Here is a 21,887-nt window from a genome sequence, read left to right as displayed (position 1 = left end):
GACTAAGACTCATCAGGCTAGCTGTAAATCAGGGCTGGGAGCAGATTCAGCCAGTTGAGCGACCAGAGTCATATCAAATTCGGATTCAAAGCAAGCTTTTTTCATCTCTAAACTCCATAGCTCTAAAGCACAGTCATCGTCGGTTTGACTCGCTTGGAGATGGAGGGTAATGGTATCTGAATCAATTTCACAATGTAGGGATTCAATCGCACCTATCTGCCGCCGATCCAAGGCGACCGCTAACTTAAGAATGGCACTGAGCTGGTCGACGATCTGACGTTGGGCTTTATTCACCAAGTTCTGATAGTTCTCATGCTTCTTTTTGGGAGCTCCTTTGCGGTGATACCGGGCTAAGTTGGCAATAATCTCGACTTCGGCATCGGTATAGCCCAACAAGCCGCCATGACGGATTAAGTAGTAGGAATGTTTATGATGGGCGGAATGGCTGATGTAATGCCCGCAGTTATGCAAAATAGCGGCTGCCCACAGGGAATGACGCTCGTCTATTCCCCAATGATGGAGAGAGCCTTGGGTTTGATCAAATAAAGCGACGGCAAAATCAGCGATTCGCTCAGCAGTTGATAACTCCACATGGTACTGATGGGCCAAGTTCATGACGCTGCGTTCTCGCACGGAACCCTGGTAGCGGAGTCGATCTTCAATCAATCCTTGCTTCATCATCCAGTCCACCACGATGCCTTCTCGTAGAGCGCGTTCACAGGTGGTAATGGAATCTAAGTGCAGCAGGGTCATTGTTTCAGCCAAAATTACAGCTCCGGCTAAAATAATTTCTGCTCGCCGCTCCGTCATCCCAGGCATTTTGCAGCGTTCGTCGTAATTGAGCTTTCGCAGCTTGTGGATGAGGTCGTTCAGGTCATCAAGGGTGAGGACGTGGCCATGAAGAGAGGTGGGACAAGCTCCCATAACCTCGCAGGCATGCAGTTTGAGAATGCTTTCAATTGTTCCGGAGGTGCCAATAAGGGTTGGCACTTCATCGGGAGAGAGATGGGAACGCAACTCTTCAACCGGCCATTCCAACATTCCTCGAACATAGGCCTGTAACCGCTCAAATTCGCTAGTACTGACCGGATCGGTGGTGATATATTCCTCAGTCAGCCGTACCGCTCCTACCTTGGTACTGCTGAGGGAGCGCGGATCTTGACCATTCCCTAAAATGAGCTCGGTTGATCCACCCCCAATATCAATCATGACGTGGGGCTTGTTATTAAATTCAATACCGGACAAGACCCCGAGGTAAATTCGCCGGGCTTCTTCTGGACCGGATATGACATTGATTTTAAGCCCGAGTTCGGACTCGACGGCACGAATAAAGGTCCGACCATTGAGGGCTTCCCGGACAGCACTGGTAGCAACCGCTTGGATCTGTTCGACTTTGCAGGCTGCGGCAACTTCTTGACATCTGCGCAAGGCGGCAATTGCTCTTGCGATCGCATCCGGATGCAGCTTCCCAGTATCTTTGCTGCCTTCCCCTAGGCGAACGGTACTTTTCTCAGTATCAATAATATTGAATGCTGGAATTTCAGGGTTAACTTTCACCACAACCATGTGGATCGAATTGGTTCCCACATCAATAGCGGCAATGGTTTGCATGGCTCGTTTGGCCCCTGGGTGATCCTGCTAGAAACTGTATGCGGATTTGGGGACAGTGGTCAACGGGGGTTTGAATCTCTGCAATAGATTAGTCTCTATCTTCAAGTCAGAAGATTGGAGATTTAAATCGAAATCAAACCATAGAGAAACCTTTACCTAGAGCTGAATTCCGTATCATTCTCGCCTGTATTGATGGCCATTGATTTCTACACAGTAGTTTTTAAAGGTACGAATTTTAAAAATATTTCTATATTACTTAGCCTATAGATGCGACCCAATTAGAATCATGCTGGACTTGTTTTTTATCGCATCTTTCCTGCAATAAAAAATACTACAGGAAAAGCATATAATATTATTTGTAAGTATAAAAAAATATTGCATGCAAAGAAGAAATTTTCAATGATTTATGTCACACAAAATATTGAAGACAATCACTTTTATCTAAGTTTTTTTTGGATTATATTGATTTCAGATTAACGAACTGAAGACAGGTTAAAACAAATCAAAATCTTCCCTATTTAATTACCTTAAAAGGTAATTAAATTGAGCTTTCACTATCTAAGTAAGATGACTAAACTAGTAGATTTCGAAAGTCAATTTAGGTATCAGGTATTGAAGCTGCATATTTTTAGAGCTTAGCCTCTAACTATTACGCTCAAGTATCCTAGGAACTCTCAATGGCACTAATAAGCTATCTGCTTTGTTATTTTGCCTTGAAAAAACTATGGAAGATAAATTTGAGATCTTTACTGGAAAAGAACATTTTTCTTCTGTTTATCTCAGCAATCGTTACTCATAAATACATTCAATGATTCTCACTGGAATTCATTGATCAGCCATCACACAAAGGACATTTCTATGCTACTTTCAACCTTTGAACTTCTCCTTAAAGATATTACACCTGCAGAAGGAAATATATCTAACTCCAATCGGAAAATTTTGCAGGGATATTTTCTAACAGTTTCTAATCCCCATAACTTTGATGTGTTATTGCGATTGAAATTTAATGCAACAACCCCAGCTCTCGATACCAGTAAGCTAATTGTAATTCGAGATACCGGTGGTTCTAACGATTTTGGCACTCTGGATGCTGATAGTTGTTATGACTTTGGACTCAGAGCCAAGGACACAGGCTTAATCATTTTGCAACCTGATATTCTCACCCTCGACCCCAATGTCGACACTGTTGAGTTTCGGGGTTATGTCGAAGTTTTTGTCCGGCAACGATTCCCTTTTCCAGCGTTGCTGAATCGCCAACTCCTCTTTACCCCTGAACATCGTGGTACTTTTCTGCCCAACGCTGGCGCAACTGAGTTTGATCAGCTCTCCACAGCAGTTCCCACTTCTACGGGAGCTAGTCTAATGGAGGTTGATTCTATCTTTACCGGAGGGATTGGGATTCCCTTACCGGTTTCACCCTCTACGATCCCCGCACTACCCAATGGCGCCGGGGCTGATGTAGAAAGCCTTCAGCAAGCTTTAGCCATCATGTCCCAAAGTGTTAATGATTTAAGCCAGCAGGTAAATGGGGTGAACTAGAAACATCCCGTTTCCAGAAACCTTGAGCCAGTGGGGGAAAGAGCTGTCTGACCTCCACTGGCTCAAGTGCTGTGAGTACCGTGTTTTCTTTCCCAGATAACCCTGGAAGTTTGATCTCAGGAGTTAGGTGGCTGCGTTGTTCTTAAAAGTTACTGATAAATCTTATTTGAAGTGTATCCAAGGCATTTCAGCATGATCAGTGACCGAGACTAAATAGTGTAGGAAGGTTTCGGCCACAACAGAGAGATGTTTACCCGATAAATAGGCAACTGACCATTGCTGCTCAATGGGAAAATGTTCGACATCCAGAATGGCTAGGTCAGTATATTCTCGACCATTAAGGGAGTGGCGCGATAGCACTGAGATTCCCAATCCTCCTGCAATCGCTTGTTTGATCGCTTCATTACTGCCCAGTTCTAGTTTGATTTCAACATTGACTTTATGTTTGTTGAATAGAGCCTGAACAGCATGGCGAGTTCCCGAGCCTGACTCCCGCATAATAAAGCGTTCATCATTGAGAGCAGAAATATCGATATTCTTCTGACCCACGAGGGGATGGTTGGGTGGAGCTACCACTACAAGTGGATTCTTAATGACAGGCTGAACTTTGAGATCCATATGTTGGGGAGGATGACTGAGGATGTAGAGGTCATCTCGGTTTTCCATCATCCGCTTTTCCAGCTGGAGATGGTTAGTGATTTTCAGAGAAATATCGATGCCAGGATATTGGTCACAAAAATTACCCAGTAAACGAGGGACAAAATACTTACAGGTAGTGACTGTAGCAAGATGTAACTTGCCTTGGGTCATCCCCTGCAAATCACTGACAATCATCTCGAATTGATCAAGTTCTTCAAAAATGGATTGACAGGTGCTAAATAACCGATTGCCAACTTCTGTTAAGTAGAGCTGTTTTCCCAACTTCTCGAATAAAGGGAAACCGACCGTCTTGGAGAGCTGCTTGATCTGAATTGATACGGTCGGTTGTGTCAGGTAAAGTTCTTCAGCGGCGCGAGTAAAGCTGCCATGGCGGGCAGCAGTTTCAAACACTTTCAGTTGATGTAGAGTTGGCTGCATTGCGATCGCACAGAAAGATTGTGTATAGACTAAAGTCGTTGCCTGATTCTATTGTAATAGATTATTGTCTATTCACCTAAGAAACCTTCCCTGGGATCACAGAGAATGCCAAGGCCGCAAACACTGGCTAAAAAAGGGATTAGTAGACAATAAAGCGGTATAGTCATCCCAGGAGTCTTTTGCAAGTTGCAAAGTCAGAGCCTCCTGCTTACTATTGGCAATCATTAGCGGTGCCCAAGTTGCCTTCTAAATCTTCAAAAACCAAGGTTGTCGCCGTCCTCAATGGCAAAGGTGGTGTTGGTAAAACTACCACGGCTGTTAATCTCACAGCAGTATTCGCAGAAGCTCATCAAGTTCTCCTAATTGACGCCGATCCGCAAGGGTCCGCAACTTGGTGGACCCAGCGTGATACAAATTCCCTTAAATTCCAAGTCCAATCTGGGGCTAGCGCGAAAGAATTGAAAAATTTGCGCCGTTCCAGTAAGCAAGAGCTGGTCGTCGTAGATACGCCACCAGGTCTAGAGTCAGAGATTTTGAAAATGGTCATTCCTGTGGTTGACTATTTAGTGCTCCCTACGCCTCCTGCCCCAATGGAAATTGCCGTTCTAATTGAAACGGTGCGGACATTAGTCAAACCATCGGGAGTGGCTCATCGGGTATTACTAACTCGGGTCGATCCTCGAAGCTTGCGAGAAGCATTGGATGCTCAAAACACTTTGATGGAGTTAGGCATTCCGGCTTTTCATGCCTTTGTACGTAGTTATAAGGCGCATGAACGGGCAGCTTTGGAAGGACAGCCGATTACACAATGGAAAGGGAAATATAGTAAAGAGGCAAAAGCAGATTATTGCCGCGTTGTTGATGAAATTAAGCGGGATTGGGACAGTTAATGGCTACGAAGAAAAGTTTGTCAGATTTATTACGGGAAGAAGCAACTAAAACTGCGACCCCTGATCAAAAAGATGGCGCAGGTGCAAAACCAGCCGCGTCAACGACCCAAAAGAAAGCCACATCAGCGAAAAAAGCTGCAGCGAAAAAGACAACGACAGCCCAGAAAAGTACGGCTAAATCGACCACTGCCAAAAAAACTACGGAAAAGAAGACTGCCGGGGCTACTAAGGCTGCACCCGCAGCTAAGAAATCGACCCCTAAGGCTACTTCCACTACTAAGGCTGCTTCACCCGCAGCTAAGAAGTCAACGTCAACAACCAAAGCTGCTGCACCCGCAGCTAAAAAATCAACGGCTAAATCTTCTACTGCTAAAAAGGCAACGTCCAGCCGATCTTCTAGCCGGAAAACAACAGCCACAAAGACGGCGGCAGCGAAGAAGGCTAAGCCTGCCACCTCTACGGCACAGAAAGCAGCAGCAAAACCTGCTTCAACCGCAAGCAGCTCCGCAGCCAGTAGTGCTCAATCCATTAACGCTGATTTAAAAGTGAAAGTAAGTGCCCTAACTAAAGATTTAAAGGCAGCTCAAACCAAAGAAACCTCTTTGCAGAAGAAGGTGGCTCAATTGGAGTCACAGCTAGCTGAGCAAAAAACGGCCCTGACAGCGTTGCAGAAATCGACCCATCAAACAGATGCAATTAAAGAGAAGCTGGAGCAAACCACCCAGGATGCAGTGCGATTAGCAAAAGAGAATGATCGGTTGCAAAAACAAGTAGCTGAGCTGCAAACCAGTTCAACCTCTAGAAAAACGCAAAAGTCCTCAGCATTAGCCACCACCCGCAAGAAGCCAACTAATACTAAATCCATCTTTCATCGACCGGTGCGATCGAATCAGGCACCGCCCAGCCGATCCTTTGATACCTGGTGTTACGACTAGGCACCTGTTTTTGCCTGTCCTAGGCTTTGCTCAGGCGTTCCTGTCCACCTAAATACAGCAACCAAATCGCAACAACTAGCCAGTGGATGATAGTACCTGGCCAAATTGAGCCTGTGAATAAATAGGTGCAAGTACAGGCCATACCCAGCACAGTGGCTAAGGTTAAAAATCTGGGATTAAAGAAGGTTGGATTACCTACTTTGTAGAGGGTGCGGGCATTGAGGGGATGATATAGCACAAAGAGGATTAAGCTGAACCCTGACCAAAGCAGCAGGGTAACCCACCACACCCCTTCTTGGGGGTGGGGAATCAACAGGCAGCGAAAGAGTAATTCTTCGACTAGGGCTGGCAAGATCAAACTGCCGACCCAAATTTTTACTTGAACGGATGGGGCATGAACCGCAAATTTAGGTGGGGCCAGAAACCCGACCTTTCTGCCCCAAGCTACAGCAAAGAGACCATATCCTCCTAAAACCAACCCTGAGACGAGCCATCCCATTGGAGTCGGGAACGTTGTGGTCCCTTCCACTAGTCGAGAGAAGGAAAAGGAAACGATCGGCCACTTCCCAAATAATTCTGTGGGGGCTAGGGGGCTGATATCTGCATCCCAACCTCCCACTTGATTGGTGTTGAGAAACCACAGCGGGGTGCCTTGCTTGAGGAAAATACGAATAATTTGATCTTGGGCCACCCGAGGAATCAGCGTTCGCCAGCTGAGAACTTGAGTCCAGAAATCGTCTGAGTGGCGAAATGTTCCTGGTAAAGCGATACCTGCTGCAACCTGGGCATTTTGTTGCCAATCCCTGCGGACAATCCCTAGCGGAACCAGCTCTTTCTCCAGGGCATTCCCTAAAGTCTTTAATTCTTGGAACCGAAGCGTTTGAGGAGCTTGTGGGTGATCTGCCAACCAAGTTTGAATGGCTGGAGACATCTGCACCTGATATTGGATTCGCCGAATGGTTTGGTAAACTGCTTGGCTGGAATCTTGGACACAGGACTTAGCCGGGGTGACCAAAGCAGACCCTGTGCCATCACCCATTCGATAGCGTGCCGCCATAAGTTGGAGCTGAGTTTTTAGCTCAGTTAAGGGATCTAGAACAATCTCGCCAAAGTCATAGGGCTGCGTCAGGGCCTCAGACTTGACCAGTACGTCCAATACTGGCCGACTCCCCAACCATCCTCGGTTGAGATGGCCCATATATTCTGACCAATGGGTGGGTCCGGCTACAATTCCCTCAGGGTTGTGGGCGTACACCTGTTGGTACTCAATATCAAACTGTCGTTCCCCGGTAAAGGGATCGTTGATCACAGTCGCGATACCATATCCAAAATGACCCGTGATAGTACCGATAACCGCCTGGGGTTCAGCTTTGTTACCACCAATCCCGCCAAAGAGATGTACGACTAGGGATTGATCTCCTTCCTGCCACTGATCTAAGACTGCTTGTTGTTGACGTTGCTGGTTATCAACCATGGCTCGTTGGAGTTTGCCCTTATGTTGAGCCGTTTGCTGCCAAACTTTGCGTTTGAAGTAGTGTAGTCCGGCGCCAGTGCTGGAGAAATGGTGATCGGGCTGGAGTTGGAACAGAGAACGAGGTGCGATCCCATTGACCTCAAATATCCCCTCCATATTCTGCGAGCCATAGATATACCAGCCTGCTTTTCCGGCTGGGGATGCTGCTAACTTCCTGGGAGTGGACTGAAAGACACCGGCTGAATTGGGCTGATCCTGACGAATGTGAACGATTTCTTCTGGGCCATTAAACCGTTGAGTGGTGGGGTTGTAGTGACGAACCTGAGTCAATTCACTGGGGCAAGGAGATGGGCCAGGGCATTGATTGGGAACCGATTGAGAGGTTGGGACTGGACCGAGGATTTTGACGAGTCCATAGTTAAATCCAGCGACCTGTACGGGATCTTCGGCAATGTCGAGGTGAGGAAGAGGGCCAGGGACGACTTGGACCTCTTTCAATCTGACGAGTAGGTCATCTGTGGGTCTTGCTCCTGCTAGGGACTGTAGCGGTCCAACCTGTCGTCGTCCATCTAATCGCTTTGGGTGAATATTGCCTTGCTTTAGGCTTTGGTGAGCCTCTGCCGAGAGTTTGATATCCTGCTGTACCCGTTTGATCCGGGCTTGGACATCAGGATTATCCTGCCATTGCAATCGCACTGTTTGACCGGCAAACTCGGAATTGGGACTATGGTGAACCTCAAACCAGACCCAATCTGTGTCATCCGCCGATTGTGGCGGTAGAATCAGCCGTCCCACCCACTCGCCGACTGGGCGATAGGGATCTAAGTCTGTAGTCGAGATTTGAAGGGTTGAGGAAGGGGCTGCCTCTGCTCGAAGAGGCTTGAGTTGGCCCCTTACCGGATCGAGTAAGCCCCAGCAAAGACATAGAGTGATAGTGATCAGACTGAGGAAGATCCATCGGTAGTGGTTACGAATAAATTGAAGGAATTTTGGGACCATCTTTAAATGGGGAATGGGGGCAATTAGAACCCTAAAACAACAAGTTTCATCTCGAAAGCCTTGCTATTTCATGATTTCGATGCTAAGTAAGGGCTAGAAAATAAGAGATTGAAGCTAGTTTGCCCCCTACCGTAGTTGTAAATATGCACGGTATCAAAGTTTCTGCACCATTTAGTATTGATGGCTAGGCTGAAACTTTCCAGCAAATTTAGGGTCATTACCCATATGCTCGTCTTGTCTAGGGAGAGATAGCGATGAAATTTAAGTCTATGGTGGCTGTGCCCGTAACAGCAGTGCTCGTAGTCACCACCACTATGCCGACGATGGCAGCGACAGATGTAGAGAAGCAGGCCCATGCCGAAAAGATTATTTACTCTTCTCAGAATGTCTTAGAAGAAATTCTGAGTGATCCCAAAACTCAAATTCCGTCAGAACTGCTAGAGCAAAGCGAAGGCATTGCTATCTTTCCAGGTGTCATCCAAGCGGGGTTCCTATTTGGTGCTCGCCGAGGCACTGGGGTGATGATGCTCCGACAAGAAGATGGCACTTGGAGTAACCCCGCTTTTATCAACATCACTGGCGGCAGTTTTGGCCTCCAAATTGGGGCTAAATCGAGTGATATTGTCTTGGTGTTTCCCAACCGCAGCACGGTCAATGAAGTACTGTCCAAGTCTTTTGATATCGGCGGTAGTGTCTCAGGGACAGCGGGTCCCGTGGGAGCAACGGCGGTTGATCCCACTAAAGATTACAGCAAGTCACCGATTCTGACCTATGCCCGCAGCAGTGGTCTGTTTGGTGGTGTTGCCATTGATGGCTCTAAGCTCGGCTTTAACAGAGGTAAGAACCGCGATTTATATGGCAAATCGATTACCCCACGCCGAATTTTTAGAGACCCAGATGTAGAAGCCCCCGTGGTGGTTGATTCTCTCCGGCAGGTATTGGAAGAGTCTGAGTTAGGGACTTTTAGCCGCTTTTAGATCTTTTGTTGATGCAGCGGCTGCAATGGGGATTGACCTCTCTGGTCCTACTCGGTGCTCTAGGGATTGGGGTGAATCGTTGGCAGCGATCGCAACCTCAATTCCAGTCCATTCAACCTCTCCCACAACATAGCCAGATTCAGGTGTATATGAACCAGAATCTGGCTAATTCTTTTACGGATTCCTATCGGCAAATCTCCCGCCCAGGGGATGATTTAGAGTCCATTATTGTCGAGAATATCCAGGCTGCTACATCCACAGTAGATGTAGCAATACAGGAATTGAGATCGCCCCGTATCGCCCAGGCCCTGCGAGACCGCAAACAAGCCGGTGTTCAGGTCCGAGTCATCTTAGAAAATACCTACAGCCGCCCTTGGAGTAGCTTTACGTCCCAAGAGGTGGCTCGGATGGATCCGCGGCAGAAGAAACGATACCAAGACAATTTTCAGCTGATCGACCAAAATCAAGATGGCGAGCTGAGTTCAGCTGAAATTCATGAGTATGATGCCCTACAGGTACTCCGTAGAGCTGATATCCCTTGGCTGGATGATACAGCCGATGGCTCTGCCGGAAGTGGTTTGATGCACCATAAGTTTGTAGTCATTGATGGGCAGACCACTATTGTGACGACGGCCAACTTTACTTTGTCTGGACTACTTGGCGACTTAGATCAGCCAGATAGTCGGGGGAATGCCAATTCTCTGGTCGTTCTGGAGAGCCCAGGTTTAGCACAGCTCTTTACTGAGGAATTTAAGGCCCTTTGGGGAGATGGTCCCGGTCGGACAACGGATAGCAAATTTGGAGTGAACAAGCCCTGGCGTCCACCCCAAACTCTTAAGCTTGGTAATGCCAAAGTGCAAGTGCAATTTTCGCCAACATCTATCTCTAGGCCTTGGTCCCGCAGTACCAACGGGCTGATCCGCCAAACCCTAGCTAAAGCCAAACAGAACATTGCTTTGGCGTTATTTGTCTTTTCAGAGCAATCCTTGGTGGATCAGCTAGCAGGGGAGCACCAGCAAGGGGTGAAAATTCGGGTCTTGGGTGATCCTCAGTTTGCCTATCAAAGCTATAGCGAAGTGCTCGATATGCTAGGAGTGACCCTCAGTCCCTCTCGCAGTGGAACTTTGACCTGCAAGGCTGAACCCCAAAATCGGCCCTGGTCCCCACCCTTGCAAACCGTAGGGACACCTCAACTCCCTAAAGGAGATGTGCTGCACCATAAATTTGGCATTGTTGATAGTCAGATCGTGATTGTGGGATCTCACAACTGGTCAGATGCGGCCAATCGTCGCAATGATGAAACCCTACTGGTGATGGAACATCCTCAAATTGCAGAGCATTATCACCGGGAATTTGAGCGGTTGTATGCCAGTAGCCGTCTAGGCATTCCTGCCTTTCTCCAAAAAAAAGCCCAAGACCACCAACGTCAATGTGGTGATTTGCTGGTGAGGGGCAGGGGAACGACCCAACCCGTCTTACCAGAAGGGAAGCAAGCCACCCTCGTCAATCTGAATACCGCGAATCAATCGGAACTGGAGGCATTGCCTGGTGTGGGGCCCAAGTTGGCTGAACGAATAATCGAAGCTAGACAAGAACGCCTATTTACCTCCCTAGCAGACTTAGATCAAGTTCCTGGCATAGGGCCGAAACTGCTGGAACAACTCCGAAACAGAGTGACTTGGTGAGAGTCTTTTTGGCCTTGAAACCTTTCAGAGGCTGGATTATAATTTTTGCTGTCTGCGTATAAAATTTTTCAATTGTTTACGCTTCTCCCTGATCAAACTTGAAGAATGTAGACCAACCTTCAATAGTTTTGATCCTTATAGAGTGAAACAGTAGAATGTAAGACTATGTTGATAGGGCTTAAGCATGAACTTGCTCAATGCACCTTTCAAAAGCCTTGATAATTCAACCATTCAGCGAGTCAGCTGACCTTAAGGAGAAAACGTTGCTTACTGACACCTTAAATACAACCAAGTCAGAGGAGATTTTTGCGGCAGCGCAGAAATTGATGCCTGGTGGCGTAAGTTCACCGGTCCGCGCATTTAAATCCGTTGGCGGCCAACCCATTGTCTTTGATCGGGTTAAAGGGGCTCATGTATGGGATGTTGATGGCAATCAGTATATTGATTACGTCGGCACCTGGGGACCCGCAATCTGCGGCCATGCTCATCCTGAAGTCCTCACGGCTCTCAAAGAGGCATTAGACAAAGGCACCAGCTTTGGCGCTCCCTGCTTGTTAGAAAACGTTCTGGCTGAAATGGTCATTGATGCCGTTCCTAGCGTGGAAGTGGTCCGCTTTGTGAACTCAGGGACTGAGGCTTGTATGTCCGTCCTGAGACTGATGCGAGCTTTTACCGGCCGGGAAAAAGTGATTAAATTCGAAGGCTGCTATCACGGTCATGCCGATATGTTTTTGGTCAAGGCTGGCTCCGGCGTGGCGACTTTGGGGCTACCGGATTCTCCCGGTGTGCCCAAGGCCGTGACGGGAAATACCCTGACCGCTCCCTACAACGATTTGCAGTCTGTACAAGCTCTATTCTCCCAACATCCCGATCAGATTGCTGGGGTGATCTTAGAACCAGTGGTCGGTAATGCTGGGTTTATTCCGCCAGATGCCGGGTTCTTAGAGGGCCTCCGGGAAATTACCAAAGAGAATGGAGCCTTACTCGTTTTTGACGAAGTCATGACCGGCTTTCGGATCTCTTACGGAGGTGCCCAAGAGAAGTTTGGCATTACGCCCGATTTGACCACCTTGGGTAAGGTCATTGGGGGCGGCTTGCCAGTGGGCGCTTATGGTGGACGCCGAGACATTATGAGTATGGTTGCTCCGGCTGGACCCATGTACCAAGCGGGTACATTGTCTGGTAATCCATTGGCGATGACGGCAGGTATCAAAACCCTAGAATTGCTCAGACGATCAGGGACTTACGACCAGTTAGATCGGGTGACCGGTAAGTTAATCTCTGGATTGCTGCAGATTGCCCGTGAAGCAGGCCATGAAGTCTGTGGGGGACATATCAACGGCATGTTTGGGATGTTCTTTGCCCCTGGCCCTGTCCATAGCTATGACGATGCAAAGGCTGCTGATGCAGCTAAGTTTGCTAAATTTCATCGGGGAATGTTGGAGAAAGGGATATACCTAGCCCCTTCCCAATTTGAGGCAGGTTTTACCTCCTTGGCCCATACGGATGCAGACATCGACCAAACCCTTGAAGCCGCCAAGATTGTATTGTCTAACATCTAAGATCTAATTTAGAGATTGATTTCATCAGCTAAAGATCATCTTTGCAAATAATCATTCAAGAGAGGCCGATGTGCCTCTTTTTTTATTATTTATATTCATAAAGATTCCGTTCTGTAGACATTTTCGGTGCCATTGAAATATAGTCCCTTGTGGTAAAAGACTATTTCTGTTTTTTATAGTAGAAATTATGGAGCAAAGGACAACATAGCCCTACAAAGCTTACTGATTAAAGGAGATGAGAACTGTAGACATGTAGAGAACTATGACATCAAAGCTATCTATAGTGATGCCCATATTTTGAGGCTTAGCTTTTTATACAGGTTGAGAGAGCAAGGATTAGTACAGATTTCTATATATGATTTAAGTTTTTTTATTGCTAAAAAAATATTGGGCTATATCAATGAATAGAAGGTTTTATTGAACGTTCGTTTGGATACATAAATATCTTTGTAAAGAAAATTTCAGTAGATTTACATATTTCTCCCTCCACAGAATTGGCTAGGATTTAGGACAGTGAAATAATCCGTTTGCCTAAGATTGGGTGACTGGAGTCAAACATTCGTTGTATTAACCCTTGTGATTCAATTGCGTATTTAACAGGTCCCCAAATTTGTATCGTTGGCTCTATGAATGACTTTGCGACAAATCCTCTAGATAGACAGTCGGAACTAACTGAATTAGGGCAGAAAGCATTGTCCGGGTCTAGCTTAACTGACTTGTATTTAGATGCGATCGCACTGATGAGTCACCACTTGCCAGTCGAAGACTGTAGTTTGTGGCAAGTCCTCTCCGATAGCAATACCCTGAGGTTGGTGGCAAAACAAAAAGCGACACTCCTAGGGGAAGCCACCGATATCGATAGTCGGGGCTATCGGTGGTTACAGGCATTGATGCAAACTGGGCAAACAGCCGTTATTTCCGGGCAATCAGAACAACTTCCTCTGACACAACCCCAACTCATTAGCGGACTTTGCATCCCCATCCCTGGAACCGATCGCCCCCTAGGGTTACTGGAAATTTTGACTCCCGAGCCCCAGAATTGGAGTCAAGAGGATCTCCGTTTTGGTGCCTGTGTGGCCCAGGTGTTAGCAACGGCCATTCAGCGCAAACGTTCGGAAACGCTACTGCAAACCCAGACCCAAATCTTGGAACATGTGGCGACGGGGCAAGGGCTAGATGCAATCCTCAGCAGTTTATGTTTATTGATTGAAAGTCAGTCCCCAGGGACGGTGTGCTCTATTCTCTTACGGGATGCCCACAAACAGGAACTGCGCATGGGAGCAGGGCCAAGCTTGTCATCGGAAGTGGCTGCCGCTTTTGATCATTTACTGATTGCTGAAAATGCAGGCTCTTGTGGGACGGCTGCCTTTCGTGGCAAGGCTGTCTATGTTGAAGATACTCAACGCGATCCCGTCTGGGCGGACTTCCGGGAGTTTGCCCAACAACATAATATTCGTGCCTGTTGGTCCACGCCTTTTTTCTCCCAGTCTGGAGACCTCTTAGGCACCTTTGCCCTGTCTCACCAAGTCCCCTGTTTCCCGACTGCTCATCATCTCAACATCATTAAAACCGCTACCCATTTGGCGAGTATTGCCATGGAGGGACATCGGACAGCCGAGGAACTCAAACAAAAAGCGCTCTTTGATACCTTGACCGGATTACCGAGTCGTGACTACTTCTACGAACAGCTGCAACACAAACTGCAACAGGTCCAGCGGCAACAACTGGAAGGATGTTCTCGCCAACCTGCCCTGAATCATTTCGCCATTTTGTTTTTGGATGTCGATCACTTTAAGCTCGTCAATGACAGCCTGGGACATAGTGTGGGAGATCAGCTCCTCGTTGCCATTACTCAGCAGCTTAAAGAGAGTTTGCGACCTCAAGATTTGCTGGCTCGATTAGGGGGAGATGAGTTTGCCATTCTCTTAGATGGAGTGGTGAATCATCAGCAAGCCCATAAAATTGTCCAGCGTATCCAGCGGTCCTTGGCTAAGCCCCTGAAGCTCAAGCAGCAAGAAGTATTTACCTCAGTCAGTATGGGTATTACCCATTCCACCAGTTTGTCTCAACATCCAGAAGAACTATTGCGAGACGCAGATACGGCCATGTATCGTGCCAAAGCCCATGGTCGAGGGAGCTATGTGGTCTTTGATGAAAAAATGCATCGGCAAGTTCGCTCTCGCCTATGGTTAGGCAATAGCTTGAGATATGCCATCAAGGCGATTGATCAAGGGCAGAACCCGTTTCAACTGTATTACCAACCTATTTTCTGCTTGCGGCAACAGCAGCTGGTTGGTTTTGAAGCCCTGTTGCGATGGCACCATCCTCAACAAGGACTGATTTCTCCCGAAAAGTTCATTCCTGTTGCCGAAGAAACGGGGCTGATTATTCCTTTGGGACAGTGGGTTTTAGAAGCAGCTTGTCAACAACTATCGACATGGGAGCAGCAATTTTCTGTACCGTTGACCATGAGTATTAACGTGTCCAGCCAACAGTTTCTGCAACCTAACTTTGTTAAGTCCGTTGAATCTTTACTACAGTCGCACCAACTCGCCGGTCAGCATCTCAAACTGGAAATTACCGAAACGGTGTTGATGGAGTCCACTCACTACGTCACCGATCGATTAGAGCAATTGCAAAACTTAGGAATTTCCCTCAGTTTGGATGATTTTGGCACGGGCTATTCATCCTTGAATTATCTGTATAACTTGCCCATTAATACCCTCAAAATCGATCGATCTTTTGTCTGGGGGATTGGCCAAGGACAAGATCAAATTGTCAAAACGATTATTGCCCTTGCCCATGGATTAGAGATGAATGTTGTGGCAGAAGGGATTGAAACGATAGAACAAATGCAATATCTACACACCTTAGGATGTGAACTTGGGCAAGGCTATTGGTTTGCTCGTCCCCTGAAGCCGGAAGCTGCTAAGCAGGTTATTGCTGCGCGGTCTAATCCAGCGAGCTTGTCTTTACCGATTGCGGAATAAACAATACTTCTATGCCCTTTTGGTCCACACCTAAAACCTCCCTAAACCAACGCCTACGATTGGGCTTAGGGGCCATGCTTGTGCCCTTACTCATGCTGGCTACAGGGGCAATCATTTCCTTTGAAGGGGCATTAGGTAGTTTTGATAAGCACGATAATTTGGGTCGGGAAGCCTTGTTCCCCCTGGCCGAGGTTGAGGGATTATTTCTAGATTTAAATGTGGTGGCATCTCCGGTAGGGCCATCTCGCCCCATGACTTGGGATAAGTATCAGGAAAAAAAGTCAGGCCATCACAAATAGTTTGGAAAGGCTCTTAGAATTCTCCCACCATGATCCACACCAATTTAATTCTGTTCTAGAAATACAGCGAAAATGGCAACGAATTTCCCAGCTGTGTAAACAACTCCTAGATCCCTCTATTTCTGAATCAGGAAATACACAATCTACCAGAATTGAGCTGCAAGACCAGCTCAGAATGATTTTGCAAGATGTCCAACAACTGAATTATCGGTTAATTGTGTTTCAAAATGATGCCAATACCAACCAAGCAAAAGCCGTTCGCAAAGAAGTTAGACAGCTCATCGCTATGATTTGTGGTTTGGCGTTGGCACTAGCAATCGTGTTTGCCTATGGACTGTCTCGCTCTATTACAGTTCCACTGCAAACTTTGGAGGAAGGGGTTGAAAAATTAGGTAAGGGAGAATTGAGCCATCGGATTGCTTTGGCCTCAGGCGATGAATTGAGTCATTTGGCAGAAACCTTTAACCTGATGGCGACCAAGCTGGAGCAAAGCCAAAAAGACTTGTACCGTTTAGCCACGTTGGATGGTCTAACGGAGGTTTACAATCGGCGGGAATTCAATCGCTGGTTGAGGGTGGAAGTGGAGAAATCCCAGCGCAATACCGATCAAGTTTCGCTGATCATGGTGGATATTGATCATTTCAAGCAGCTCAATGATACCTTTGGCCATCAGGCCGGGGATTTGGCCCTTTGTGAAGTAGCTCAACTCCTGCAGCGGGAAGTGCGACCAGGGGATATTGTTTGTCGATACGGGGGCGAGGAGTTTGCGGTCATTCTTCCTAAGACCAATAGTGATGATAGCGTTGCGATCGCAGATCGAATCCGTCTAGCCATTGCTGAGGAGACCGTTATCCTGCCCTCCTTGCAGCAGGTAGAAATGACGGCTAGTTTAGGCGTTTCAACCTTCCCGGCTGATGCCCAAACGAAAGAGCACCTGATCAAACAAGCAGATCAGGCACTCTATGGAGCTAAGACTTCAGGTCGAAATCGAGTTCATCAGGCTCAGCAAAATGTCCTAGAGAACAAAGTGGTGGTCTAACTATTTCTGGTTAAACAAAGCACCCAAAGTATCAGGATTCATCATGTTGCACTGCATGAGTTTAAGGGCCAAGGCTGTACCCACTCGATTGGCCACAACTTGCTGCAACTTAGGTTGGGTTTGGGCCGAGGCTAGCAATTGACCTTCTAAAGATAGCTCTGAGGTTTTGCTGCCTTTGCTCTTACGCATCTCTTTCAATAGATTGCGAGTATCTTTGCAAGAGGAGGCTGAGATACGGGCGGCCACAGTATCACTCATTCGCGTAATGATAGCAAATGTTGTCTCTTCAGGAATTCCTAACTGAGAGGGATCCGCTTGGGCCTGGGCACCCAGGGGTAACATTGCGCTCAGGGCAACGAAAGCGCAACTTCCTAAAGATAAGATTGATTTGCTTCTCGACATATTCCACTCCAAAAATTTTCGTCAATTGGGATTGTGCCAATTTGGCACGGCCATCTAGCGGTGAGGCTGATGCCTATTTACGGTCTGGCACAGATGAGTTCAATACACCTAAAAATTCAGAATGCACCTAAAATTACTCAACTCTAACCACTTACTACCTACAAAATAGGTTTAATTTCTTGATGTTGAGACGAAATTAAGAATCACTCTATTTTCATCCCCCCATAAGTTAAAGTGACGGATACGAGCATTTGGTTGCTCTGGCTTTTAGGTAATGTTTAGTTGAACTGCTGACCTCCTCTAGGTTTACTATGGCTGGGTTTGATGCATATTGCAGTGATCGGCATCATGTTTTTGACATGATCAAACTGCCTTATATTAGGGCGTTCCAGGCCTTTTCTCTGCCTTTCCAAAGAGGAATGATTCGATGCCGATAAATCCCTTTGCCGCTGCTGTTATTCGTGGGTGGTTACAGCAGACACAATCTGCAAATCGTCGGGGTGTTCAGGCTGGCTTTGCATTACCCCTGGCCTTGGGTTTAGGCTTTGTGATGGTGGTATTGGGACTCACAATGCTCATGACTGCCCAAAGCGATCGCATCACGTCTTGGCAACGTAAAGAATCCGGTGCAAGTCTATCCACAGCTGAAGGGGGAATGGCCAGAACCTTGGCGCAACTGACGAACCCCAACAACGCCATTTTGCTCAACCGCAATTACGACACGATCAATATCAAAACGGGCAAAACCTATTTAGGTGCAGATGGAATCTTTAATAGTGGAGATGAAGAGACTGCCCTCATTGATGAATGGACCAGCTATAACCCCAGTAATGAACCCTGCCACCAGCAAATGAACTGGGGGGTACCTAATTTCCAATTTTCCGGTTCAATTGGTGATAATGGCACCTATTCCTTGAAGGCCTATCGCTATGATCCGAAACAACAACAGGGCACATTATTTGTAGAAGCCACCACCAATGGTCAGGCCACAGGCATCATAATCACGATTAATGTGACCCCGGATTTAGACAATTTTCCAGGTATTATCGCTTCCCGCAATACGAATGGTGCCGTCAAGACTGGGACTCTGGCCCTAAGAGGGCGCGAGGTTCTGGGGAGTAAGGGGAATATCTACTACAATCCTGATGGTTCAGCCAATTCTTCCCTCACAAATAGTGCTGCCCCAGAGGATGCCAGTCGTGCTGATTATTTGGATGCTATTTGGTCTACCGATGGGGAGGATTTTGATGCAGATGCTAGTCCGATCGATACAGTAGAAGGAAAAATTTTTGCTTGCAACTTACCTCCTAAGCTACCGACGACCATTCAAGGAACAAACTTCGGCCGCATTACAACAAGTACGACCTTAAAAGGGGTCGGTAGTATGACCCCAACCCTCTATCGTGTCGAAAGTATTGATTTAGACAACGATGAAGTATTGACCATTGACACCACTGGAGGCCCTGTCCAAATTGATGTCATTTATGGGGGTACTGATCCAGAATTAGCGATTACTCTGCGAGATAATGCCAAAATCCTCAATATTCGGACGGATGATCAACTCCCTCAAGTAGGGGATTTACGCATTTTGGCCAGAGGGAACAGTCAAGTTAACCTCTTTGACCGCAGCTGTATTCAAAATGCCTTTCTCTGGTTCCCGATTGACGACTTAAGATTGCTAACTACTGGCCCAGGTTGTCCAGGAGGGAGAAATACGAATGTTGAGGGAGTGTTATGGATGGAAGCTATTCTTGCGCTCAAGAGCAAAAAGTGTCCCCCTCCCAATGACCAGAACAATTTATATCACCGGGATGTGAATTTTTTGAACGGCTTTAATGGCACCAACTATGATGAAAATCCAGAGTGTCCCTATCAAAGAATTACATCAGGAATAGCTGTGCCAGAAGATGTCTCAAGTCTGATAGATTTACTGAAATATGTGGAGTGGCCTGCTCGCTATCGATTTGGTGGAGTAAAAAATTGGCAACGCGTGCGGCTATAGGTAAAAGATTTACTGAAACTACATTGCTTTTCATCGCCCCTTATCTATCTGTATTCAGCCCCCTGATTTAAGTATCAGCCTCTAATACTTGAGTTTGGACTAACGAAGAGTGGACAATAGTGCCAGGTGCTTTCAATCATGTGTTAGAAATCTGACGGTAGGTTAGGTTTCTAGCCTTTGATGCCTACAGAGACCTAGGGTTGAGGCTCCTGAGTGAGTTTCGTCCCTGAGGTTGGAAGGGTTGTCAATCGTGCGGGCAAGCATTGCTACCTAATACCAAGCTGTGCCTGAAGGTGTAACTCTCAAACTTGTGAAACCCAATACTGAGTTGGCTTAGCAAATAATTAGAATTACACTCTTAGGTGCTAATTGGTATAAGCTATTTCAACTGGATTTGGACCCATAGCCGTACCCACAGCTCAAAAAGCGGAGCTATCCTTGAATCCTTGGACTTGGAACGATTTAGCTGTGTATCCCACACTTCGCTAGCGCACTACCGATTTGTTTAAGGAGCGGCTAGTAGATGTAGGCTATGATTCTGAGATGGGAGCGCGTCCGCTACATCGAGCGATCACACATCTTTTGGAAGATTGTCTTGCTGAGGAAATTCTGACCAGTCGTGTTAAGGCAGGAGATGAGATCGTTATAAATATCGATGAGGTGGGGCAAACGAAAGTTCTCATTAAACAAACAGAGAAGAGTGATTGAGAAATAGAAGGAAGCTTCTACCAAAACCTGATGTGGGTAGGTGGAGGCGTTAGAGTATCACTACCTATCAATTAGTTAATATCTCAATATTAGAAGTTACAGGGTGTTTAATTTAGGTGCGTTGTATTGATTAAGCTATATGCCAAAAATACTAATCTGCTTTTAGTAAACAGATTTAAATTCAAAATTCCACTTTCAATACTCAATGAAGATTAAAGGAAATGTATGTCAATTCGTATTAGTAATCTTGCCGATGACGTTACAGAGATTGCTCTAAAAACAGTATTTTCATCATATGGGACAATAAAAAAAGTTAAGCTTCCAACTGATGAAAAAGGCCATATACGCGGCTTTGCTTTTATTGATATGGAGTCTGATACTGAAGAAAAAGCTGCTATTGAAGCCCTTGATGGTGCGGAATGGATGGGTCGAGATCTGAAGGTTGATCAAGCGAGACCTCAGAAAAAATATAGAGTCTCATCATTAGGTAGTGAGCACAGAACTGATCGTCTTTCTCAGGCTGATAACTTTCACAAGTGAGCCATTTTAGAATTCAAGATTTGGGAGCACCTAGAAAAATGGGTAGTAGACTGAGATGATTTCAACCTACCTTTGGAGTCATCTAAAGATAAGTACTTCCGACAAAATGTATTTACTAAATACATAAATCTTGTAGCCTTTATTCTGCAGTATTCTATCAAGGAGGCTGAGATGATCACACCTCACCTCCTAACTGCTTCCATTAGTGAGAATTACCTCTACCAGCGATTTCCACCACCACCTCTATTTTCACGAGGTTTTGCTTGATTTACTTTCAGGGTACGCCCCATCCATTCAGCACCGTCTAGTTCTTCAATAGCTTTGGCTTCCTCAGCTTCATCACTCATCTCAACAAAACCAAATCCCCGAATCTTACCTGTTTCACGGTCAGTGGGGAGCTTTGCACTTTTTACAGTTCCATATTCTGCAAAAGCGGTATTGAGGTCTTGCTCTGTAACGTCATATGAGAGGTTACCAACGTAAATCGACATAAATTTATATCCAAAATTAGTAAAGTGTAGAGATTTGGATATCGGTATATTGGCTTAAAAATTGAGTTGGAATAAACCTGGCAATCTTGAAAACAAATGTGAAACCGATACTTTCATCATACTAATCATGCTAGCGTATCGCTGAATATCCCTAGACATGGGACTTACACACTATACAAAGGGAGTATATTATGCATCAGCATATATGGGGGTGTTTCAGCCTCTTTTTAATTTTCTTCTAAGGCTAAAATCTCTTGTGGTAAAAGTGCTTTTATAGAAAATTATATCTAAACACTGGTTATTGCTTGTTTTAGCGGATTCTGGGGTCTTTAAAAATCCAAACCTAGAAAGTGTTCCTGAGAAAGCTTTTAATCTCATATTTCACATGACTTGCAGGAATTTAATAAATTCTCCCATCTGAAAACTGAGTGGGGCAATTTGAACCTAATATTATTGACATCAGGGTTTAAGAAGTTGATCAACATCATTTCAAGAATATGGCTTTAAAGCTTACGAAATAAGAACTCCATCCTATTGGAGATGCTCTTAATAGAGATCCCCCAGAATCCCTTAAACGGAGGATCAAGCCGGTCACCCTTGAGCTGGTGAAGGTAGGCAGTAAGGAATCAGCGAGTCTGTATTCAGGCAATAAAGCATACCAAGATCT

At 46.2% G+C, this 21,887-nt stretch carries 17 protein-coding genes; 12 read left to right on the top strand and 5 right to left on the bottom strand.

Annotated features, from left to right (window positions below):
• Window positions 1–12: 12 nt before the first annotated feature.
• On the bottom strand, window positions 13–1,611 hold the full coding sequence (locus HRE53_RS04075; RefSeq protein WP_212662332.1) for a Ppx/GppA phosphatase family protein: 1,599 nt from the start codon (window positions 1,609–1,611) through the stop codon (window positions 13–15).
• 858 nt (window positions 1,612–2,469) lie between these two features.
• Between HRE53_RS04075 and HRE53_RS04070 the strand changes: the two genes are divergently transcribed.
• Window positions 2,470–3,150 carry a hypothetical protein gene (locus HRE53_RS04070; protein ID WP_235109166.1) on the top strand — a complete coding sequence of 227 codons (681 nt, stop codon included), beginning with the start codon at window positions 2,470–2,472 and terminating at the stop codon, window positions 3,148–3,150.
• A gap of 162 nt (window positions 3,151–3,312) precedes the next feature.
• On the opposite strand, the gene HRE53_RS04065 is transcribed toward HRE53_RS04070, so the two are convergent.
• The gene (locus tag HRE53_RS04065) at window positions 3,313–4,227 is read right to left on the bottom strand and encodes a LysR family transcriptional regulator (protein ID WP_212662330.1); all 915 of its coding nucleotides are present in this window, start codon (window positions 4,225–4,227) and stop codon (window positions 3,313–3,315) included.
• 239 nt (window positions 4,228–4,466) lie between these two features.
• Between HRE53_RS04065 and HRE53_RS04060 the strand changes: the two genes are divergently transcribed.
• Window positions 4,467–5,117 (top strand): ParA family protein, encoded by a 651-nt coding sequence (locus tag HRE53_RS04060; RefSeq protein WP_212666325.1) that lies wholly within the window; start codon window positions 4,467–4,469, stop codon window positions 5,115–5,117.
• On the top strand, window positions 5,117–6,052 hold the full coding sequence (locus tag HRE53_RS04055) for a hypothetical protein (protein ID WP_235109165.1): 936 nt from the start codon (window positions 5,117–5,119) through the stop codon (window positions 6,050–6,052). The genes HRE53_RS04060 and HRE53_RS04055 overlap by 1 nt, the downstream gene beginning before the upstream one ends.
• A gap of 19 nt (window positions 6,053–6,071) precedes the next feature.
• On the opposite strand, the gene HRE53_RS04050 is transcribed toward HRE53_RS04055, so the two are convergent.
• The gene (locus HRE53_RS04050; RefSeq protein WP_235109164.1) at window positions 6,072–8,525 is read right to left on the bottom strand and encodes a type II CAAX prenyl endopeptidase Rce1 family protein; all 2,454 of its coding nucleotides are present in this window, start codon (window positions 8,523–8,525) and stop codon (window positions 6,072–6,074) included.
• Window positions 8,526–8,779: 254 nt separating this feature from the next.
• Here HRE53_RS04050 and HRE53_RS04045 point away from each other — a divergent pair, with 254 nt between their 5' ends.
• The 6 genes from HRE53_RS04045 to HRE53_RS04020 all read left to right on the top strand — a co-directional run bounded on the left by HRE53_RS04045 (window position 8,780) and on the right by HRE53_RS04020 (window position 17,077).
• Window positions 8,780–9,502 (top strand): lipid-binding SYLF domain-containing protein, encoded by a 723-nt coding sequence (locus HRE53_RS04045; protein ID WP_212662328.1) that lies wholly within the window; start codon window positions 8,780–8,782, stop codon window positions 9,500–9,502.
• Window positions 9,503–9,513: 11 nt separating this feature from the next.
• Window positions 9,514–11,187 carry a phospholipase D-like domain-containing protein gene (locus HRE53_RS04040; RefSeq protein ID WP_235109163.1) on the top strand — a complete coding sequence of 558 codons (1,674 nt, stop codon included), beginning with the start codon at window positions 9,514–9,516 and terminating at the stop codon, window positions 11,185–11,187.
• Window positions 11,188–11,450: 263 nt separating this feature from the next.
• The gene (gene hemL, locus HRE53_RS04035; RefSeq protein ID WP_235109162.1) at window positions 11,451–12,749 is read left to right on the top strand and encodes a glutamate-1-semialdehyde 2,1-aminomutase; all 1,299 of its coding nucleotides are present in this window, start codon (window positions 11,451–11,453) and stop codon (window positions 12,747–12,749) included.
• Between the two features lie 626 nt (window positions 12,750–13,375).
• Entirely contained in the window at window positions 13,376–15,739 is a 2,364-nt protein-coding gene (locus tag HRE53_RS04030; protein WP_235109161.1) for an EAL domain-containing protein, read from the top strand.
• A gap of 11 nt (window positions 15,740–15,750) precedes the next feature.
• Window positions 15,751–16,038 carry a hypothetical protein gene (locus HRE53_RS04025; RefSeq protein WP_235109160.1) on the top strand — a complete coding sequence of 96 codons (288 nt, stop codon included), beginning with the start codon at window positions 15,751–15,753 and terminating at the stop codon, window positions 16,036–16,038.
• A gap of 1 nt (window position 16,039) precedes the next feature.
• Window positions 16,040–17,077 (top strand): GGDEF domain-containing protein, encoded by a 1,038-nt coding sequence (locus HRE53_RS04020; RefSeq protein WP_235109159.1) that lies wholly within the window; start codon window positions 16,040–16,042, stop codon window positions 17,075–17,077.
• On the opposite strand, the gene HRE53_RS04015 is transcribed toward HRE53_RS04020, so the two are convergent.
• Window positions 17,078–17,419 carry a hypothetical protein gene (locus tag HRE53_RS04015; RefSeq protein WP_235109158.1) on the bottom strand — a complete coding sequence of 114 codons (342 nt, stop codon included), beginning with the start codon at window positions 17,417–17,419 and terminating at the stop codon, window positions 17,078–17,080. It lies immediately after the preceding gene.
• A gap of 487 nt (window positions 17,420–17,906) precedes the next feature.
• Between HRE53_RS04015 and HRE53_RS04010 the strand changes: the two genes are divergently transcribed.
• The 3 genes from HRE53_RS04010 to HRE53_RS04000 all read left to right on the top strand — a co-directional run bounded on the left by HRE53_RS04010 (window position 17,907) and on the right by HRE53_RS04000 (window position 20,729).
• Window positions 17,907–19,481 (top strand): hypothetical protein, encoded by a 1,575-nt coding sequence (locus tag HRE53_RS04010; protein ID WP_235109157.1) that lies wholly within the window; start codon window positions 17,907–17,909, stop codon window positions 19,479–19,481.
• A gap of 501 nt (window positions 19,482–19,982) precedes the next feature.
• A complete protein-coding gene (locus HRE53_RS04005) occupies window positions 19,983–20,189 on the top strand; it encodes a hypothetical protein (protein WP_255801186.1) in 207 nt (68 codons plus the stop codon).
• A 225-nt stretch (window positions 20,190–20,414) separates the two neighbouring features.
• The gene (locus HRE53_RS04000) at window positions 20,415–20,729 is read left to right on the top strand and encodes an RNA-binding protein (protein WP_212662321.1); all 315 of its coding nucleotides are present in this window, start codon (window positions 20,415–20,417) and stop codon (window positions 20,727–20,729) included.
• Window positions 20,730–20,947: 218 nt separating this feature from the next.
• On the opposite strand, the gene HRE53_RS03995 is transcribed toward HRE53_RS04000, so the two are convergent.
• Window positions 20,948–21,220, bottom strand: a complete 273-nt coding sequence (locus HRE53_RS03995) for an RNA-binding protein (protein ID WP_235109156.1) — start codon at window positions 21,218–21,220, stop codon at window positions 20,948–20,950.
• Window positions 21,221–21,887: the final 667 nt, after the last annotated feature.

It is taken from the genome of Acaryochloris sp. 'Moss Beach' (genome assembly GCF_021497025.1).
Taxonomy (GTDB): domain Bacteria; phylum Cyanobacteriota; class Cyanobacteriia; order Thermosynechococcales; family Thermosynechococcaceae; genus Acaryochloris; species Acaryochloris marina_A.
The sequence above is the reverse complement of the archived record's forward strand: the minus strand, read 5'-3'. Positions and strand labels throughout refer to the sequence as shown.

What these genes read in the sequence shown, in the direction of transcription:
- HRE53_RS04070 (WP_235109166.1), top strand. Translation starts at nt 2,470, where the DNA reads ATGCTACTTTCAACCTTTGAACTTCTCCTTAAAGATATTACACCTGCA.
- HRE53_RS04050 (WP_235109164.1), bottom strand. Translation starts at nt 8,525, where the DNA reads ATGGTCCCAAAATTCCTTCAATTTATTCGTAACCACTACCGATGGATC.
- HRE53_RS04025 (WP_235109160.1), top strand. Translation starts at nt 15,751, where the DNA reads ATGCCCTTTTGGTCCACACCTAAAACCTCCCTAAACCAACGCCTACGA.
- HRE53_RS03995 (WP_235109156.1), bottom strand. Translation starts at nt 21,220, where the DNA reads ATGTCGATTTACGTTGGTAACCTCTCATATGACGTTACAGAGCAAGAC.
- HRE53_RS04055 (WP_235109165.1), top strand. Translation starts at nt 5,117, where the DNA reads ATGGCTACGAAGAAAAGTTTGTCAGATTTATTACGGGAAGAAGCAACT.
- HRE53_RS04045 (WP_212662328.1), top strand. Translation starts at nt 8,780, where the DNA reads ATGAAATTTAAGTCTATGGTGGCTGTGCCCGTAACAGCAGTGCTCGTA.
- HRE53_RS04075 (WP_212662332.1), bottom strand. Translation starts at nt 1,611, where the DNA reads ATGCAAACCATTGCCGCTATTGATGTGGGAACCAATTCGATCCACATG.
- HRE53_RS04010 (WP_235109157.1), top strand. Translation starts at nt 17,907, where the DNA reads ATGCCGATAAATCCCTTTGCCGCTGCTGTTATTCGTGGGTGGTTACAG.
- HRE53_RS04000 (WP_212662321.1), top strand. Translation starts at nt 20,415, where the DNA reads ATGTCAATTCGTATTAGTAATCTTGCCGATGACGTTACAGAGATTGCT.
- HRE53_RS04030 (WP_235109161.1), top strand. Translation starts at nt 13,376, where the DNA reads ATGAATGACTTTGCGACAAATCCTCTAGATAGACAGTCGGAACTAACT.
- HRE53_RS04065 (WP_212662330.1), bottom strand. Translation starts at nt 4,227, where the DNA reads ATGCAGCCAACTCTACATCAACTGAAAGTGTTTGAAACTGCTGCCCGC.
- HRE53_RS04015 (WP_235109158.1), bottom strand. Translation starts at nt 17,419, where the DNA reads ATGTTACCCCTGGGTGCCCAGGCCCAAGCGGATCCCTCTCAGTTAGGA.
- HRE53_RS04040 (WP_235109163.1), top strand. Translation starts at nt 9,514, where the DNA reads ATGCAGCGGCTGCAATGGGGATTGACCTCTCTGGTCCTACTCGGTGCT.